General features: G+C 67.7%; 17 protein-coding genes and 1 tRNA gene. 5 read left to right on the top strand and 13 right to left on the bottom strand.

The features are described from left to right. The first annotated feature begins 63 nt into the window (after window positions 1-63). Window positions 64-1188, top strand: a complete 1125-nt coding sequence (locus OG570_RS17155; RefSeq protein WP_326951671.1) for a molybdopterin-dependent oxidoreductase — start codon at window positions 64-66, stop codon at window positions 1186-1188. Further along, window positions 1185-1634 carry a hypothetical protein gene (locus OG570_RS17150; protein ID WP_326957619.1) on the top strand — a complete coding sequence of 150 codons (450 nt, stop codon included), beginning with the start codon at window positions 1185-1187 and terminating at the stop codon, window positions 1632-1634. Before OG570_RS17155 ends, OG570_RS17150 begins: the two co-directional genes overlap by 4 nt. A gap of 340 nt (window positions 1635-1974) precedes the next feature. Here OG570_RS17150 and OG570_RS17145 read toward each other — a convergent pair whose 3' ends face one another. The 7 genes from OG570_RS17145 to OG570_RS17115 all read right to left on the bottom strand — a co-directional run bounded on the left by OG570_RS17145 (window position 1975) and on the right by OG570_RS17115 (window position 9354). Then, on the bottom strand, window positions 1975-3495 hold the full coding sequence (locus OG570_RS17145; RefSeq protein ID WP_326957617.1) for a S1C family serine protease: 1521 nt from the start codon (window positions 3493-3495) through the stop codon (window positions 1975-1977). Window positions 3496-3567: 72 nt separating this feature from the next. Beyond that, window positions 3568-4650 carry a galactose-1-phosphate uridylyltransferase gene (gene galT, locus OG570_RS17140; RefSeq protein ID WP_326944561.1) on the bottom strand — a complete coding sequence of 361 codons (1083 nt, stop codon included), beginning with the start codon at window positions 4648-4650 and terminating at the stop codon, window positions 3568-3570. Beyond that, window positions 4647-5447 (bottom strand): DeoR/GlpR family DNA-binding transcription regulator, encoded by an 801-nt coding sequence (locus tag OG570_RS17135; RefSeq protein ID WP_326944562.1) that lies wholly within the window; start codon window positions 5445-5447, stop codon window positions 4647-4649. The genes galT and OG570_RS17135 overlap by 4 nt, the downstream gene beginning before the upstream one ends. Before the next feature lie 468 nt (window positions 5448-5915). Continuing rightward, entirely contained in the window at window positions 5916-7334 is a 1419-nt protein-coding gene (locus tag OG570_RS17130; protein ID WP_442788275.1) for a HAMP domain-containing sensor histidine kinase, read from the bottom strand. Beyond that, window positions 7331-8023 (bottom strand): response regulator transcription factor, encoded by a 693-nt coding sequence (locus OG570_RS17125; protein WP_247058116.1) that lies wholly within the window; start codon window positions 8021-8023, stop codon window positions 7331-7333. Before OG570_RS17125 ends, OG570_RS17130 begins: the two co-directional genes overlap by 4 nt. 68 nt (window positions 8024-8091) lie before the next feature. After that, window positions 8092-8700: a trimeric intracellular cation channel family protein gene (locus OG570_RS17120; protein WP_247058118.1), complete on the bottom strand. Its 609-nt coding sequence runs from the start codon at window positions 8698-8700 to the stop codon at window positions 8092-8094. Further along, on the bottom strand, window positions 8701-9354 hold the full coding sequence (locus OG570_RS17115) for a response regulator (RefSeq protein ID WP_247058120.1): 654 nt from the start codon (window positions 9352-9354) through the stop codon (window positions 8701-8703). Between the two features lie 416 nt (window positions 9355-9770). On the opposite strand from OG570_RS17115, the gene OG570_RS17110 reads away from it, so the two are divergent. Then, window positions 9771-11615, top strand: coding sequence for a tyrosine-type recombinase/integrase (locus tag OG570_RS17110; protein ID WP_326957614.1), 1845 nt, complete (start codon window positions 9771-9773; stop codon window positions 11613-11615). A 67-nt stretch (window positions 11616-11682) separates the two neighbouring features. Here the strand turns inward: OG570_RS17110 and OG570_RS17105 are convergent. Next, window positions 11683-11755: transfer RNA gene (locus tag OG570_RS17105), tRNA-Arg, on the bottom strand. A gap of 159 nt (window positions 11756-11914) precedes the next feature. Here OG570_RS17105 and OG570_RS17100 point away from each other — a divergent pair. After that, on the top strand, window positions 11915-12805 hold the full coding sequence (locus OG570_RS17100; protein WP_326957613.1) for a hypothetical protein: 891 nt from the start codon (window positions 11915-11917) through the stop codon (window positions 12803-12805). A gap of 186 nt (window positions 12806-12991) precedes the next feature. Here OG570_RS17100 and OG570_RS17095 read toward each other — a convergent pair whose 3' ends face one another. After that, on the bottom strand, window positions 12992-13960 hold the full coding sequence (locus tag OG570_RS17095; protein WP_326957610.1) for a hypothetical protein: 969 nt from the start codon (window positions 13958-13960) through the stop codon (window positions 12992-12994). A gap of 261 nt (window positions 13961-14221) precedes the next feature. On the opposite strand from OG570_RS17095, the gene OG570_RS17090 reads away from it, so the two are divergent. Beyond that, entirely contained in the window at window positions 14222-14824 is a 603-nt protein-coding gene (locus OG570_RS17090) for a hypothetical protein (RefSeq protein ID WP_326957608.1), read from the top strand. Window positions 14825-15649: 825 nt separating this feature from the next. On the opposite strand, the gene OG570_RS17085 is transcribed toward OG570_RS17090, so the two are convergent. The 4 genes from OG570_RS17085 to OG570_RS17070 all read right to left on the bottom strand — a co-directional run bounded on the left by OG570_RS17085 (window position 15650) and on the right by OG570_RS17070 (window position 17515). After that, window positions 15650-15772, bottom strand: a complete 123-nt coding sequence (locus OG570_RS17085; protein WP_326957606.1) for a hypothetical protein — start codon at window positions 15770-15772, stop codon at window positions 15650-15652. 216 nt (window positions 15773-15988) lie between these two features. Continuing rightward, the gene (gene shbA / locus OG570_RS17080) at window positions 15989-16537 is read right to left on the bottom strand and encodes an RNA polymerase sigma factor ShbA (protein ID WP_326960048.1); all 549 of its coding nucleotides are present in this window, start codon (window positions 16535-16537) and stop codon (window positions 15989-15991) included. Between the two features lie 73 nt (window positions 16538-16610). Continuing rightward, the gene (locus tag OG570_RS17075) at window positions 16611-16853 is read right to left on the bottom strand and encodes a hypothetical protein (RefSeq protein ID WP_326957604.1); all 243 of its coding nucleotides are present in this window, start codon (window positions 16851-16853) and stop codon (window positions 16611-16613) included. Next, the gene (locus OG570_RS17070; RefSeq protein WP_326957602.1) at window positions 16853-17515 is read right to left on the bottom strand and encodes a hypothetical protein; all 663 of its coding nucleotides are present in this window, start codon (window positions 17513-17515) and stop codon (window positions 16853-16855) included. Before OG570_RS17070 ends, OG570_RS17075 begins: the two co-directional genes overlap by 1 nt. Window positions 17516-18185: the final 670 nt, after the last annotated feature.

Here is an 18185-nt window from a genome sequence, read left to right as displayed (position 1 = left end):
CGCACGCCCCTCGCGGTGCGCGCCCGCGAAGCCCGGGCCCGGCTGAACGACCGCGTCGACCAGCTGCCGATCCCCAAGGAAGAACAGTTCGAGGCGGCGGCGCACCACGAGCGCGTGACGTCGAAGATCGGGCTGGCGCTCGCGGTCACGTTCACGACCTGCTTCGTGACGGGCCTGATCAGCCACTTCATCCAGCACCCGCCGGAGTGGTTCTTCTGGCCGAGCCGCCCGGTCGGGCTCTACCGGGTCACGCAGGGGCTGCACGTGATCTCCGGCGTGGCGTCGATTCCCCTGCTGCTGGCGAAACTGTGGAGCGTCTACCCGAAGCTGTTCGGCCGGCCGCTGGTCCGCTCGCTGCCGCACGCTCTCGAACGTCTCTCGATCCTGGTGCTGTCGGGTTCGGCGTTCTTCGAGCTGACGACCGGCCTGCTGAACGTCGCGCAGAACTACCCGTGGGGGTTCTACTTCCCGCAGGTCCACTACGCGGTCGCGTGGCTGGCGATCGGGTCGATCCTGGTGCACGTCGCGGTCAAGCTGCCGGTCATCCGCCGCGCGCTGAGCCGGTTCAACTCGGAAATCGAGGAAACGCCGGCCGTCGGACTGTCGCGGCGCGGCTTCCTCCGCACCACGGGACTGGCGACCGGCGTCGCGGTGGTCGCCACCGCCGGGGCCACGGTTCCCTTCCTGCGCGGCGTTTCCGGCCTCGCCTGGAAGACGGGCAAGGGCACGCAGGGCCTGCCGGTGAACCGCACGGCCGTGGCCGCGGGCGTCACGCAGACGGCGCAGGCGGCGGTCTGGCGGCTCTCGGTGGTGACCCCGCGCGGCACCACGAAGTTCTCGCTCGACGAGCTGCGCGCCCTGCCGCAGACGACGGCCGAGCTGCCGATCGCGTGCGTCGAGGGCTGGAGCCAGTCGGCGACCTGGCGCGGGATTTCCCTGCCGACGCTGCTGAAGGCCACCGGGTCACAACCGGGCACGGCGGTGCGAGTGTCCTCTTTGGAGCGTGCCGGGCTGTACGGCGTCAGCGTGCTCCCGGGCGAGCACACGGCCGACGACCTGACACTGCTCGCGCTGGAGCTCAACGGCGACGTCCTCGACCTCGACCACGGCTTCCCGTGCCGGATCATCGCGCCGAACCGGCCCGGGGTGCTGCAGACGAAGTGGGTCACAAAACTGGAGGCCCTGTGAAGAGCGCGCGTGTACTCCTCGCCTTACCGGGCCTCGCGGCCCTGGTGTGGGGTGTGGTCCTGTTCGCCGACTACGCGCTGCCGTTGCGCCCGGACGTCTTCGGCACGATCGGCTGGCTCGTGGGCGGCCCGATCCTCAACGACGCCGTCATCGCCCCACTGACGGCGATCCTCGGCCTCACCTTGGCCCGCGTCCTCCCGCAACCCTGGAAGACCCCGGTGGTCACCGGCACCGTCCTCACGGGCGTCCTGCTGATCCTGGCGTTCCCGCTGCTCTGGCGTCCCTACGGCACCGCGCCCATGCCCGGCCTCCACGACGGCAACCCAGCGCTAGGCCTCACCTTGACCCTGGCCGCGGTCTGGCTGGCGGTAGTCCTGACGGCCCTACGCCACCGCCTGACACCCCACCGCAAACGCCCCACCCGCCCACAAACTCGCCGCACCTAACCGACCCTCCAGGCACGCAACCCGACCTCCCAGGTACGCAAGCCGACCCTCCAGGTACGCGTGTCGTCCACCCAGGTACGCGTGTCGTCCCTCCAGACACGCGTGATGCCCTTCCAATCACGTGTGTCGACCCTCCAATCACGCGTGATGCCTCCCTGATCACGCGCGATGCCCAGCCAGACACGCGAACAGCCCGTCCGCAAGCCCCCACAAATACGGCCACGCGCGACCGGCATCGAAATCCGGTCGCGCGTGGCCTTGTGGGTCCGGCCCCGAAAGCTACGGGGGTCGAGCCAAGTTGGTCTCGGCCGCGCCAGGGCGGCCGAGCGTCTGGAATGGATCAGTTGGGGGTGACGGGCTGCCCGCCGAGGGTCACCTCGACCGTGCGGCCACCCTGGAGGGTGAACGTCGCCTTCTCGTCCGGCGCCCGGGTGCGGATCGCGGCGACGAGCGTGTCGGACGAGTCGATGTTCCGGTCGTCGATCTTCGTCACGATGTCGCCGGACTTCAGGCCGGCCTTCTCCGCCGGGCTGCCCGCCGTGATGGCGCCGAGCTCGGCGCCGCCCTGCGGGGCGTCCTTGACCTGCGCGCCGATGTAGGTCTGCACGGCCTGGCCGGTCTTGATGATCGTGTCCGCCGTGCGGCGGGCCTGGTCGATCGGGATGGCGAAGCCGATGCCGACGTTGCCGCCCTCGGACGCGCCCTGGCCCTGCCCCTGGCCACCCTGCGCGGACTGCGGGCTGTAGATCGCCGAGTTGATGCCGATGACCTGGCCGGACATGTTGGCCAGCGGACCGCCCGAGTTGCCCGGGTTGATCGCCGCGTCGGTCTGGACGGCGTCCATCACCGTGGTCTGGTCACCGGTGCTGCCGCCCGCCCGCACCGGCCGGTGCAGCGAGCTGACGATGCCCGAGGTGACCGTGCCGGCCAGCTCGAACGGCGAGCCGATGGCGACGACGGACTGGCCGACACGCAGGTCGTCGGACCGGCCGATCTCGACCGGGGTCAGGTTGCCGACGCCGTCGACCTTGACCACCGCGATGTCCGTGGTCGGGTCGCGGCCGACGACCTTGGCGGCAGCCTTCCGGCCGTCCTGGAACACGGCCTGGATCTGCCCGCCGCCCGCGGCGACCTCGACGACGTGGTTGTTGGTCAGGATGTAGCCGTCGGTGCTGATGACGAACCCGGAGCCCTCGCCGGCCCCCTGCTGCCCGCTCACCTGCAGCTCGACGACGCTCGGCGACAGCTTCTGCGCGACGGACTCGACCGAGCCTGCGGGCGCGTTGCCGGTCTGCTGGGCCGGCTTCGGCGCGTCGAGCGCGTTGCTCGACGGGCCCGACGTCCCGCCCGTCAGGTACCCGACCGTGCCGCCGGCGATGCCGCCGACCAGCAGCGCGACCAGCGCGACGCCGGCGAGCAGCTTGCCGCCGGAACGCTTCTGCTTCGGCGGCGGGGCGGCGGGCGCGTTGTAGATCGACGTGCCGGGCGGCCCGTACGTGTTCGGCGGCGGGTAGACGCTCTGCTGGGGGTGACCCTGCGGCGGCGTCTGCGCACTCGGCGCGGACCAGGGGTTCGCGCTCTGCGCCCCGTAGGACGGGTCGGCCCCCGTGACCGCGTGGTAGGACGGCTCGGCCGGCGCCGCGTAGTGCGGTGTGCCCCCGGACGGAGTCGCCGTGCCCGGGTCGCCGTAGGGGCTGCCGGACGCGCTCTGCTCGCCGTACGGACTGGCGGGCGCGCTCTGCTCGCCGTAAGGACTCCCGGCCCAACCGCCCTGAGCGGCATCCTGCCCGGAGCCGGGCTGGGCGTCCGCGGAAGGCCGCGGGGTCGCGGGGTCGTGCGCGGTGGGGTCGTTCTCGGTCATGTCATCACCTTGCGGGACGGTCCTGAGAGGTTCCTGAGCCGAACCTGTGCATCGGAGATGAGTATGGCCGGGTCACCCCGCCGCGCGGAGCCGTTCCGCGATTTGCTCCGGTGTCGCGTCGTTCACCCAGACCGCCATGCCCGATTCGGACCCCGCCAGGTACTTCAGCTTGTCCTTCGCGCGCAACACGGAGAACAGCTCCAGGTGGAGCCAGCCGAGCTCGCGGTCCTGGCGCACCGGCGCCTGGTGCCACGCCGCGATGTAGGGCAACGGCCGGTCGTACAGGGCGTCACAGCGGCGCAGGACGTCCAGGTAGACGTCGGCGAAGTCGTCGCGCTCGGCGTCGGTCAGCGCGGGGATGTCCGGAACCTGCCGGTGCGGCACGATCTGCACCTGGACCGGCCAGCGGGCCGCCGGCGGCACGAACGCCGTCCAGTGCTCACCGGACGCCACGACGCGCGCGCCGGACTTGCGTTCGGCCGCCAGGACGTCACCGAGCACCGGGCGCCCGTGTTCGGCCTGGTAGGCGCGGGCGACGTCGAGCATGCGCGCGGTCCGGGGCGTGACGAACGGGTAGCCGTAGATCTGCCCGTGCGGGTGGGACAGCGTGACGCCGATCTCCTCACCGCGGTTCTCGAACGGGAAGACCTGCTCCACACCGGGCACTTCGGACAGTCCGGCGGTCCGGTCGGCCCAGGCGTCCACCACGGCCCGCACCTGCTTCGGTGTCAGACCGGCGAAGGAACCGTCGTGGTTGCTGGTGAAGCAGACGACCTCGCAGCGACCGCGCCCCGGCTTGACCGGCACCAGCCCGAGACCGTCCACAGTGGTCGGTTCGCCGGTCACATCCTCGGCGAAGGACGGAAAGCGGTTCTCGAACACGACGACGTCGTAGTCGCTTTCCGGGATCTCACTGGGTTTTCCGGGCTTGCTCGGACACAGTGGACAGAGGTCGGCGGGCGGCTTGTACGTCCGCGTCTGCCGGTGCGCGGCCATCGCGACCCACTCGTGGGTCAGCGGGTCGAGCCGGATCTCCGACGCGGCCGAAACCGGCGGCAGGTCGCGGGTGTCCTCGGCGACGCGCTCGGGCGCGCCGGGCTGGTCGAAGTAGATGATCTCCCGGCCATCGGCCAGGCGCCGTGACGTGCGCTTCACGCTTCTTCAGCCTCGACTGTCTCCGCCGTCTCGGCGATCATGAGTTCCCCTGCCCTTTCGGCGAGTATTTCCTTGGCTTCGGCGGAAATCCCGTCGTCGGTGACGACGACGTCGGCCTCGTCCAGGTCGGCGATCGTCGAGATGCCGACGGTGCCCCACTTGGTGTGGTCGGCGAGCACGACCAGCTTGCGCCCGGCCTCGACCAGCGCGCGGTCGGTCTCGCTCTCGGTCAGGTTCGGCGTCGTGAACCCCGGCCCGTCGGACATCCCGTGCACCCCGAGGAAGACGACGTCGAGGTGCAGCGACCGCAGGCTGTGCACGGCGACCGGCCCGACCAGCGCGTCCGACGGCGTCCGCACGCCGCCGGTGAGCACGACGGTGCGGTCCGGCTGCGTCGACCCGCGCAGGACGTCCGCGACCTGGATCGAGTTGGTCACGATGGTGAGCCCGGAGATCGCGTCGAGCGCCCGCGCGAGCGTCCACGTGGTGGTGCCGGCGGAGATGCCGATCGCGGTGCCCGGCCGGACGAGGTTCGCCGCGAGCTCGGCGATCGCTTCCTTCTGCGCGCGCTGGCGGACGGACTTGGCCTCGAAACCGGGTTCGTCGGTGCTCTTGCCGACGATCGACGTGGCACCGCCGTAAACCTTCTCGACGAGCCCGCGCCCGGCGAGGACGTCCAGGTCGCGGCGCACCGTCATGTCGGACACGCCCAGCCTGGTCACGAGGTCACTGACCCGGACCGCGCCGGTCCGGCGTGCCTCTTCCAGGATCACCGCCTGTCGCTGACGCGCCAGCACCGTTCACTCCGTCCCGAGTCGGCTCCCCAACCACACAAAATCCTACACGATTCAACACGGTATCCGCTGAGGCGATCGGGGTGAACTTTGAAACACCAGGTCACAGGCCGGGAACCACAAGGGGCAGCAGAACACCCCAGCCGAACAACACCACCACCGGCGACACGAGCGCAACCCGCCGGCAGCGCGTCGGAGGTGACCAGCGCGGCCAGCCAACCTCGGGGGGACGCTGGCCACGCCCATGACCGCCCAGGCGAGCAGGACGGCGGCCAGCAGCACGAGCGGAACCAGTACGAACGGAAGGAGAACGCAGCTGCCTCCGGTGCACCAGCCGGTCGTCGGCACCTGCGTCACGGTCACCGCCGCGACCACGCCGGCTCCCCCGGCGGCCAGGCATCGACGCAGCAGCATGCGCCGATCCTGGCCGGACACCACGGCGGCCGTCCCGGGAGTTACGCGACTGCGACCTCAGCCGGGTGCGCCCGGCAGCCGGATCGTCATCAGCGCGCCGCCCTCCGGCGCCCGCGCGGCGTAGACCGCCCCGCCGTGGCGCTCGGCCGCGTGCTTGACGATCGCGAGGCCGAGTCCGGAACCGGGCAGCGTCCGCGCCTCCGACGAGCGGTAGAAGCGGTCGAACACCTTCGGCAGGTCCTCCTCGGCGATGCCCGGGCCGGCGTCCGCCACCTCGACCACCGCCGTGCCGTCGCCGAGCGGGTAGAGCCGCACCCAGACCGTCGCGTCCGGCGGCGAGAACTTCACCGCGTTGTCCAGCAGGTTCAGGATGGCGCGTTCGATCGAGCTGTTGTCCCCGGTGAGCACCCACGGCTGCAGCGAGACGTCGAAGTTGATCTCGCCCGCGCGGCGCCGCGCCCGGTCCAGCGCCCGCTCGACGACGTCCAGCAGCTCGACGCGCTCGAAGCGTTCGCGCGGCTCGTCCTGGCGGGCGAGCTCGACGAGGTCGCCGATGAGCTGGGTCAGCTCGTCGAGCTGGCCGCTGATGTCCGCGACGATGTCGACGCGGTCGGCGTCCGGCAGCGGCGGCGCGCCCGGCTTGCTCGCGGCGAGCAGCAGCTCGAGGTTGGTGCGCAACGACGTCAACGGCGTCCGCAGCTCGTGGCCCGCGTCCGCGACCAGCTGGCGCTGCCGCTCCTGCGAGTCCGCGACCGTGCCGAGCATGGTGTTGAACGTCTGGGTGAGGCGGGCCAGCTCGTCGTCGCCGCTGACCGGGATCGGCCGCAGGTCACCGGTCTTGGAGACGCGCTCGGCGGCCGACGTCAGCCGGTCGACCGGGCGCAGGCCGGCGCGCGCGACCGCGGTGCCCGCCGCGGCGGCGACCAGGATGCCCGCGCCGCCGATCAGGAACAGCACCAGCGCGAGCTCGTTCAGCGTGCGCTTGGTCGGGCCCATCGACTGGGCCAGCACGATGGCCTCGCCGTGCCCGGAGGGCAGCGCGACGACCCGGCTGTCCGTGTGGAAGTCCGTCCGCAGCGACTGCGGCGAATCGCCGTTGGCGACGTCGAGCTCCCGCTGGTCGAACGGCGGCGCCGAGCTCGACAGCGGGTAGGTCATCACGGCGTGCTGGACGTCGGGGGCGGCGTTGAGCTGCCCGATCTGCAGATCCGCGCTCGCCAGGAAGGCGCCGGGGACCTGCCGCAGCTCGGTCTGCACCTGCGGCGAGTTGACCGCCGCCTCGGCGCGCGCGACGAGGCCGTCGTCCAGCTGCTGGTAGAGGTTGCTGCTGACGACCATGTACGCGCCGAGGGAGACCAGCGCGACGGCGCCGGCCACGCAGGCCGCGGCGAGCAGGGTCACCCGGCCGCGCAGGGAGAACCGGCGCGTACCCCAGCGGGTGCCGCGCGGGTCCTCCTCCCCCGGCGGGTCGATCACGGCGGGGTTTCCCTCAGGACGTAACCCACCCCCCGCACCGTGTGGATCAGCCTCGGCTCCGCTTCGGCCTCCGTCTTGCGGCGCAAATAGCCGACGTAGACCTCCAGGGCGTTGCCCGACGTCGGGAAGTCGTAACCCCATACTTCCTCCAGTATCCGGCCCCGCGTGAGGACGTGCTTCGGGTAGGAAAGGAACAGCTCGAGCAGTGCGAACTCGGTCCGGGTCAGGCTGATCTCGCGGCCGCCGCGGCGGACCTCGCGCGTGCCCGGGTCGAGGGTGAGGTCCGCGAAGGACAGTGTCTCGGACGCCTGTCCGTTGGGTCCTTCCGGGACGGCGCGGCGCAGCAGCGCGCGCAGCCTGGCGAGCAGTTCCTCGAGCGCGAACGGTTTCGGCAGGTAGTCGTCGGCGCCGGCGTCCAGCCCGGACACCCGGTCCGAGACGGTGTCGCGGGCCGTCAGCACGAGGATCGGCAGGTCGTCGCCGGTGCTGCGCAGGCGGCGGGCGACCTCCAAGCCGTCGAGCCGCGGCATCATGACGTCCAGGACCATCGCGTCCGGCCGGTTGGCGATGATCGCCTCCAGCGCCTGCGCACCGTCGCTGGCCAGCTCGACCTGGTAGCCGTTGAACTCCAGGGACCGCCGGAGCGAATCACGGACGGCGCGGTCGTCGTCCACCACAAGGATGCGCATGGCGATAGTTTTACTCAGCGTGCTGAGACTCGCCTAAGAACACACACAGAACACACAAAGAGTTTCTCTCACTCCGGACCACGCGCGACCGGCGCGTTCCAGTGCCGCCAGAGCGCGACCATCCGCACGGCCACCACGGCCGCGGCCGCCACGACGGTGACCGGCCCTTCGGGCAGTCGCAGAGCGTGACCGACGGCGACGAGCACCGAGCCGGCCAGCGCGGCCACGGCGTAGATCTCCTTCCGCAGGACCAGCGGGATTTCCCGGAGCAGCAGATCGCGCACGGCACCACCGCCGATCCCGGTCGTCATGCCGATCAAGCACGCGGCGTAGACGGTCGCGCCGGCGTTGAGCGCGATGGTCGTCCCGGCGGTGGCGAACACGCCGAGGCCGAGCGCGTCGGCGAGCAGCACGCCCCGCCGCAGCCGCGCGACCTGCGGGTGGAAGGCGAACACGACGAGCGCCGTCACCGCGCAGACGGCGAGGTAGGGCCAGTTCCGCAGCGTCGTCGGCGGGTGGATGCCGAGCAGGACGTCCCGGATGACCCCACCGCCGAGCGCGGTGGTGAGCCCGACCACGACGACGCCGAAGACGTCGAGCCGGGCCCGCACGGCGGCCAGCGCCCCGGACGCCGCGAAGGCGACGAGCCCGAGGAACTCCAGCGCCGTGAGCAGCATCTATTGGTCGAGCAGGCCACCGCGGTAGGCCAGCAGCGCGGCCTGCACGCGGTTGGCCGCCCCGATCTTGGAGAGCACGGCGGAGACGTACCCCTTGACGGTGGCCTCGGACAGGTGGAGCCGGCCCCCGATCTCGGCGTTGCTGAGACCCTGCCCGATCAGTGCGACGACCTCGCGTTCCCGTTCGGACAGCGAGGCGAGCAGCTTGCGAGCCGGCTGAGCAGCGCGTTGTTCGTCCCGGTGCGACTGCACCATCCGCGCGGCCACCCCCGGATCGAGGACGGCGCCGCCCTTGGCCAGGTCACGCACGGCCCGGAGCAGCGCGGCGGGGTCGATGTCCTTCAGCAGGAAGCCGTTGGCCCCGAGCCGCAGCGCGAGGCTCACGTACTCGTCGATGTCGAAGGTGGTCAGCATGGCGACGGTGGGCGGATCGGGCAGCGCGAGGATGGCCCGCAGCGCCCGGATGCCATCGTCGGGCGCGCGCATCTTGATGTCGAGAAGGGCCACGTCAGGGTGATAACGGCGGGCGACTTCCACCGCGGATCTGCCGTCGCTCGCCTCGCCCACGATCTCGATGTCCTGGGCCCCGGACATCATCGCGCGCAACCCCGAGCGCACCAGTTCCTCGTCGTCGGCGAACATGAGCTTGATCAACGAAGCCCTCCGCAACAGCCAGTAGGAGGCGGCTCCCCGCGTCCCGTTAACGAAGGTTACCTACTGTTGTTCAGCAGTTCGAAACCAGACACGACCAGGTGAGCTGCTGGTCCGACCAGGTCAGGCGCCATAGGCCCACCCTGGGGGTGTAGGGCCGCGGTCAGAACCACTCAGTCGGGTGACGACGGAGGTCGGGTTACTCCATCCGTGCCCCTACGCCTGCGCGTGTCCCGGGCCCGGTACGCTGAGGCTGGCAGTACACGCCCTCGTAGCTCAGGGGATAGAGCACCGCTCTCCTAATGTGGGCGTCACACCCTCGAACTTCGCTAGTTGATGCAGGTCAGCGAGACGCGCTTCAGCTCGACGGCACCGTCGTGACCCGAAACGTGACCCGAAAATTTCAATATCATCGGGACATGAACACGGCAGAGACGACGGCGACACCCACCCGGGGCAAGCGCACTCGCAGTGGTCACAGCAGCAGGCGCAGCCGGCACCGAGGTTCCATCGACCGCCTGGACAGCGGATCCCTGCGGGTCCGTGTCGACGCCGGGGCGGACCCGATCACCGGCAAGCGGCACCGACCGACCGTCATCGTCCCGCCCGGCCCGGACGACGAACACCAGGCAGAGGTAGCCCTCACCCGCCTGCTCAACGAGGTCGACGAACAACGGCACCCGAAAACGAAGGTCGACATCGGCCACCTGGTGCTCAACTACCAGGACGAGCGCAAGGCCGCACGCACCACCATCGAAAAAGACGGCAGCCTAATCGCCCGGCACATCATTCCCTACATCGGCAGCAAGAGCGCAACCAAGGACGCCCGGAAAACGATCCGCGCCCTCTACAAGGATTGCCAGCGGTGCCGCCACCATTGCACCAATACGAATTGGATCGAGCACCGCACGTCCCGGAAGCACGAGTGCGATGCCCGCTGCCGGAAACACCGGTGCAAGGGCCTGGCCAACAACACGGTCCGCAAAATTCACGCGATCCTCTCCGGCGCGTACACGATGGCGCTCGCGGAATGGGAGTGGTGGTCGGTCAACCCGATCGACGGGCTCGCGCCGCCGTCGTTCGAGAAAACCGACCCGGTTCCGCCGAGCACCACGGACGCCGCCGCGATCGTGAACGAGGCGTTCCGCCGGGAACTCACCTGGGGCGTGCTCCTCTTCATCGCCATGATCTCCGGAGCCCGCCGCGGCGAAGTCGTGGCGCTGCGCCGTCGCCACCACGATCCGATCAAGAAGGTTCTGTACCTGCGGGACGCCATCGCCCAGCTCGACGAGACCAACGAGCTCATCGAGAAAGGCATCAAGAACGAGATCGCCCGCCACATCGTCCTGGACGACACTTCGAACCAGCTGCTGATCGACTACTGGGCCGCCCTCGACGCCGCAGCGTCCGAGGCCGGATACGACCTGGACGACGACGCGTTCTTCTTCTCGCTGAAGCCGGACCACAGTACGCCGCTGAGACCGCGATCGGTCACTCAGCGCTACCGCCGGATGACTCGCGCCATGGGCCTCGACACCCAGCTCAAATGCTTGCGGCACTTCAACGCCACGGAACTCATCGCCGCCGGCGTGGACATCCGCACCGTGGCCGGCCGTCTCGGCCACGGCGGCGGCGGAAGCACGACTCTGCGCTTCTACGCCGCCTGGGCCTCCGAGGCACACCAGCGGGCGGCTGGCGACCTCGCAGCCCGGCTGCCCGAGCTCCCCGCCGTGCTCGACCAGATCGAGCGGGCCAAGACAGCTCCGGAAGCGCCGTTCGAGCGCGTCGCCTCGCGCATCCGCAGCCGGATCCTCGCCGGTGATCTAGCCGATGGATCTGTCGCACCCTCGATTAAGGAGGTAGCCGCCACCTACGAGGTCGCCGTCGGCACCGCCCACCGTGCAGCCGACCTGCTCCGACAGTGGGGCATGCTTTCAGCAGGCGGCAGAGGCAAGCGCCCGCTGATCTTGCGCCCCGCTCCTCAACAGCCCACGACCGAGCAACCTAAAGATGGACAGTCAGTAGCAGCAGCTTTACGCAGAGAAGGACAGCGCCCGCTTAACCTCGAGTTGCACTACCTCGGCAGTGCGGTGAAGGTGTTCGCCGCCGAGGCGGACCCCGCAGATGCTCGGCAGCTCGACCGGCTCTTGCGAAGCGCCGTCAGGCGGCACACCGCCGGAGCCGACGCCGACATCGGCGACTTCGAGCTGATCGTCCGTAACTCGGGCGAGCCGACTGTCGTCACGGCCTTCGTAAGCCTTTGACTCGCGATCCGTCATCAGACAGACGACCTACATCCAGCCCAATTCCAAGCATAATGCCTGGTCAGAGCGCCCCCGGCAGGAATCGAACCTGCGACACCGGCTTTAGGAGAGCCGTGCTCTATCCCCTGAGCTACGGGGGCTACAACTTGACCATAGCACTCACACCGCAGATCAGAGCGCGTACCTGCGACAGCTACCTGCCGCAGACTCCTTCGACGATCCAACGTCAAGCGTAACGTGACACGTGGAGCAGGCGACTCCTCGGTAGGGAGTTCGAGACAATTGCCATCAGGGGAGCCATGACGCGTCCTGTCGTTATCAGCGCCGTCGGACTGGGCATAATACTCGCAGGCTGCGTAATCACTTGGTTATACTTACGCAAACAGCGCAAGGTAGAAGCTGGTGTGGCATTGGCCACTGTTGCATTGATCGTCGCTTTCGGATTACCGGTACTAGCCAAGCCGATTGAGGATGCTTGGAACCCTGCGACTGGCAGCCAATTGCCCAGCATGACTGCGCCCGCGTCGCCCGTGCCGGCGCCCGACCAGCGGGAAGCCAACATCGCACCCGGCTGGGGGCCAGAACGGCAGATTTTTACTATGAGTAGGCCGGCCGCCTACGTGACACTAAACTCGATCTCAGATAACCCTAACATCGGAGACGAGCGACAGTTTTACGGCGTTCGCCACGTGGCAGCAGATTGCAAAGGAAATGATTCACTATGGGGGCGGCATGAAAAGATTTCAGACGGCGACCGCCTTCAGTTTCGAGTTTATGCTGAAAACTCCGTTGCAGACAGTCTCGATGCAGACGGATCACACACTATCGAAGACCTAAGGCTACGAATTAACTTTCCAGACGTAGTTGGTGATCCGAAGACTGAATCCGCCGGACAGGCCGTTACGAGTGCGATACTAACTACCGCAAACGCAAACCCGAGTAAGTATTGGTACGTACTACTGCTCTCCTCCGAAAGCGCAGTTCGTCTTGATCTCGTTCCCGGAACCAGCAAACTGCAAACGAATAGTTTCGGCTCCACAGGGTTGTCGCTGCCCGATTCATATTTCCATGATCCCGGTATGCAACTCGGATACGACAAACTCGACGGCAAGTTACGCGCCGGCTATCAGTACGCACTCTACGTATCCTTCTGCGTTAAGGTCTCAGCAATCCACCCCCTCACCGAGTAGAGCCGTCCGGCGCTTCGTCATTCTCGTCGATTGACACTCGTGGGTCGTCAGGCGAGAAGTTCACCGCCCCGCCCGTTAAACCTTGCCGCGCTAAGACCTGGTCTCAAACTCGGCGTGTCGCTAGGTGAACCAACGGCCCGCCCCTGGCTCCGCACCGCCCGCTGCGCTGGCCACCTGACGACCACTTCATTTACTCGATCGACCGAGTTTGACCTTTGGAGCGTAGTTAGCTGCAACTGCGCTGTTCATCTGGTCGAGTAGCTCCCGAAAGCGTCGGCACTCCGCGACGTTGTCCTTCACGCCAAGCCCACGTCGCGCTTGATCGAACCTCTCCGCGAAGCCGTCATAGCTGTCTTGGATTTTCTTGATACATTCCATGACCGCGACGTTCCCAATAGCCAATTTCGCGGTAGTTCTCGCAATAAGGAACTCCCTGTCGGCGACGTTCAGTTTCTCCGTGTGACGGGCCACAATCTCCGCCAGTCCCTCGTCGTGGACCTTCAGAGCCATGTACTGAACGCAGTATTCGGCTGCCCGGACCCACGGTATCGCTGCGGCCAACATCGCAGCTGCGTAACCAAGCTCCTCGCGCCGTCGAGACTCGACGGCGTCGGCCTTGGCCCGTTGTTGGGCGAAGACGTGCGTCGCCACGGCAGCGAGAATCGCCGAGAGGACAGGCAGGATCAGAGTGGTCACGGTCTGCGCTGTGGAGGGCGAGGGAGGCGGATTGACGATTACGTCCGGAACCGGCGGATTGACCACGATGGTCGGAGGCGGCGGTTGCTGCATCTCCCAAACCCTAGCTTGACGCCGTGGGTTCAAGACGCCCCAGGTGCGCAGGTCGCCGATGCTGACGGCGTCGACGTCGATGCGGTCCGGCGCAATCGCCTTGACGTCGGCCAGCAGCGCGGCGTCGCGGTCGGCACCGAGGACACGGGTGCGGCCCAGCGCGAGCGCGACCAGGCAGGCACCGAGCCCGACAGTGCCAGAGATGCCTCGATTGAACGTGTAGTCGTCGCAGTTCTGGTCTTCACCGCGACAGGAGGCGCGGCAGGTCCCGCAGGACAGGCCCGGGTTGACCTCGCGAACCGGCTCGGTGATCTGGGCCGGCACGACGACGCTGTGGTCGCGATCAGCGAAGCCGTCGACATCCATCGTCGGCTGCCCGATGTCAACAATTTGACAACATGACACTCCGTTACTGAGGCCAGCCGCTCTTCATCCGGCCACACGAGCGCACACAAGCGAAGCCACGGCGCCGCTGGAGCGCTACCGTCAGCAGGTTGAAGTGGCGGAACCATGCGCCGAGTTCTACGACCTCGGACGGCGAAATCAAGGCTAACGGTGTACTCGAACCGGGTTAACGTGGGAAACTTCGGGTATCGCAACGCCGCCCGAGCACAAAGGAATCCGTGCATGCCAACCGTGCCCTCGTGGTCACCGTCCGCACGAATCGCTAAATTCCGCGAGAAGGCGGCCATACTGCAAGCCAACCCGCTGGTTCAGAAGGTAACGCACGTCCGGACGCAAGCGGTGCGACTCGCCGACGGCACCTTTCAGGTTGAGGGCACACGCGCCGACCCGGACCGGCTAAGACTGCTCATGCTCGACGCCCGCGTCTTCGAGCAGCGCAACGACTCGGGCGGCGTGGCGCTCGAAACGATCAACAATGTCGTTGTCCAGGAACTAAAAAGACTGGGGTTCGACGATCTCGCGAAGAAGTGGGGCGCGCTACGCAAAGCCCAGCGCGAGGAGCGGAATCGATGGTACAAACCTTCAGGAAAAAAGAAGGAAAACGAGCTCTATCCAGCCGACTTGGTCGACCTTCAGTATTACGGCGACAGTTACCACCTGGATTATGAGAAGGCGGAACTGTACACGCAACTCGGCGGCGTGAACGATCTTCTGATTCACCAGGCGGTGCTTCAGCACCTCCTGCTCACCGCCAAAGAGGTGCGAGGAGTGTTGCTCTACCTGGACCGGTTCGAGGCAGCCGGCGTCGAGTGGGGTTCCGCATGAGCTGCCCGCGCTGACGCGACCTAGGAGCCGGGCACGCGCTCGGCTACCTGGCACCCGCTTTGGTCTTCTGCGTGTCCAGTTCGATGCGACGTGTTTGTCGACGGCATAGCTCACCGTCCAGCGACGCGAAGGCCGTTAATGCCCACCGCGGCGTAAGGCGGCCGAGCCGGGTGCGGCCCACGGGGTACTGACATCGAACCTCACAATGTGATCATGCGTTTAAAACGTCGCCCCAGGTAGCGACGCTTTCTCCGCTGTTTGTCTCAGACGGGGAACGCTTCTGGTCGTTCGTTACGACAAGAGAGCGTAAGACCGAGAACCTCCGTCGAATCGTCCAGGCGAGGCTCGAAGCACGCGAGGATCCGTTGCCGCGGACTCCTCACCCTCTTCCGAGGGTGGACCCGGGCCTACGCCCGGGTCCACCCTCGCGGATTTGCCCTCGATGAGCGGCCCGTCCCTCGGGCGATGCCCAGAGCTTCGCAGAGAGCGCGGACGGCCGCGCCCGCCGAGCACCTCGCCATCAAGGTCCACGGCGGACGCTGGTCGCGAACTCGGTCAAGTCCCACAACCTGATGACCGCCGTCGGCCACCGGGGCCAAGTGACGACCCAGACCTCGGACCGGACACCCGGGCCAGCGCCGTGTTGTCGGTCTTCCGCTCCTTCTATTCGACATTGCCGTACTGATCATTTTCGACAACGTCATCTACGCGGTGCGTCAGGCCCACGAGGGTCCCGAATGCCGACTCGAAGTCACTGGGCGCCACTCGCGCACGTCAACAGACGCCTGATCAAGATCACCGCCGTTTTCCGGCTCGGCGTCGATGTCACGTCACGCTTCCACGGCGCCGCGTCGCTGCAGCCGCCTGGGCGGCGTAGCCGGCGGTCAGAAAGCCCGCCGTGGTGACGAGGTGACCGGACACCGGCTCGTCGCGGTGCGCGTGCAGCATCGTCAGACTCTCGTCGACTCGGCGATCGATGTGGTCTTGACCTACCGAAGGGCGTCGGCCTCACCACGTTAACGGCCAGCAATCCGACGAGGTCCCAGGCGCGGCGGTCGACCAGCCGAAGGCCGCCGACGTACTCATCGCGGCACTGCACGGCGCGGTCCGCTCGACTAGACCGCTGGACGCAGATCGTATGGGCGATCACCGGCGTGATGCGGGTCAATCTTCAGCGTCGACCCAGACCTTGCGCAATTGGGCCAATGCGCGGTGCTGTGCCACCCGGACCCCGCCCGGCGACATCCCCAAGGCGTCACCGGTCTCCTCCGCCGAGAGACCGACAACGACACGCAAGACGACGACCTCTCGTTGGCGCAGCGGCAGGAGCCTTAGCGCCTCGCTCATGCGCTTGTTGAGCTCGCCGGCCAAGGCATCGCTCTCGGGCCCGCGCCCGGTGGCATGTTGTTCGGGCAGCTCGGGAACCGGTTCGGCCCGGTTGCGGGCTGCCGCACGATGCGCGTCGGCCACCTTGTGCTGGGCGATCCCGTAGACGAAAGCCAGGAATGGCCGTCCACTATCCCGGTAATTGGGCAGCGCGGTCAGCACCGCGAGGCACACTTCCTGCGCGACGTCGTCAGCCGAGACTCCCGCGCACTCCTTATGACCGATCCGGGCGCGGCAGTACCGCACCACCAGCGGACGGATCGCGGCCAGCAACCGTTCGACGGCCCGAGGGTCACCCTCAACGGCGGCGGACTCAGTGGCAAGCAGATCACCGGATCCGGCGGCGGTGACGCCGCCGGATCCGGTGTCGGCAGACCGGGAAGGCGTCGGACGCGGCCGGTCAGCGGCTGCAGACAACCGACACCGTCCTCGTCGCGGTGTCCGGCAAGCAGGGTGCGGTACCGGTATCGACCGGTTCCCGGCCAGTGACGCTGATCGGCCCGGCCGTCAAGTTGGCCTTCAGCACCCACAAACAGAACGCGACGGTGACGATCACGAACACGATTGCCAGCACCGTCCGGAGAGTGTTCGGGGTGCTAGTGACGATCTTCTCGATCAGCCCGATGACGTTGCCGCCGCTCATCAGCCGGCGCCGATCGTAACCTGCTGGCGTGCCGATGCCACCGGTTGCCGCCCGCCGCGGCGAGCGGCCATGAGCCGCTCGTAGCGGCTGATCAACGCCTCGACTTCGTCGTCGCGCAGGTTCAGCACCCGCAGGAAGACAGACATCTGGTTGGTTCGCGGCAGCGTCGCCCCGGCCAGCAGCCGACAGAGAGTGGCCCGCGACATAGCCGTGGTGACGTTGCCCTTGGACTCGCACAGCCGGACCATTCGGCGCAGCACCTCGGTCTTGCCCAGGTCGTTGCGGAGCATGACGCGGCGCAGGTCCTGCGCGAGCTGGGCGACCGGGTCTGCCGGCGGGTCCGGATGGCGCTTGGTGAACTCCTCCAGCGCGGCGGCCCACCAGAGCCGGTGGGCCTCGTGCGCCGGCGCGTTCACGCCGGTCGCGATGCCCTGAACCAGCCGCAGCCGGGGCAGCTCGGCGCCACCGAGCGCGCTCGACACGGCGCTGATGGAGTACCTCGCGGCTGCGGCGACGTCCTCCAGCGACATGTCACCGACGAATCCGCGCAGCCACTTCTTCAGCGCTTTCACTGCGGGGTCGACTTCGGCCGGCAGGGCCGATTTTCTCCGCCCGGGGCGCGGGCGGTACAAGGGCATGGATCTGCCCACCAGTGGAGACACCGGAATCCTCCTTGATCAAATCGTCCAGGCGAGTCGGCCTCGGCGAGGTTCCCGGATTGCCGTCCAGGGTGGAGATCCTCGGCACGTGGCCAGGTTACGGAGATCCTTGTCCGCCGAGTGACCGTCGGCAACAATCTGTCATATTCTCCGTAATAGCCGTTACCTGAACGTAATATTCAGCGCGTGTATCTTCCTTGCTAGTTAGATCCGATTTCGGCTACTGCTTCACGTCGTGATCACGCGCTGCACACGTCAGCCCTGGCGGCGACGCTTTTTCCAGTGTTTGTCTCAAACAGGGAACGCATCTGGTCGCTCGTTACGACAAGGGGGCGTACGACCCAGAACCTCTGTCGAATCGTCCAGGCGAGGCTCGAAGCGCACGAGGGTCCGTTGCCGCGGACTCCTCACCATCTTCCGCGAGGGGACCCGAGCCTAGGTCCCTCTGCGGAGACTCCCTCGATGAGCAGCTCAGCCCCTGCGCACTGCCCCGATCGCGTGGCGTGTTCTCCGAAACTGCGAGGACGCCCGGCAGCAAGTCGATCGATACCGGCCGCGCGAACCTGCGGCCGGATCGAAGCCAGCGACGAGGCCGCATGCCTTCTTGCCGTGAACCGGGTAGACGAAACTCAGGTAGCGGGACCGGGCTAGCGCGCTAACCGCCAGGAACAGG

It is taken from the genome of Amycolatopsis sp. NBC_01286, from assembly GCF_035982555.1.
Taxonomy (GTDB): domain Bacteria; phylum Actinomycetota; class Actinomycetes; order Mycobacteriales; family Pseudonocardiaceae; genus Amycolatopsis.
Note: the sequence above shows the minus strand (reverse complement) of the source record. Positions and strands in the feature narration are given on the sequence as shown.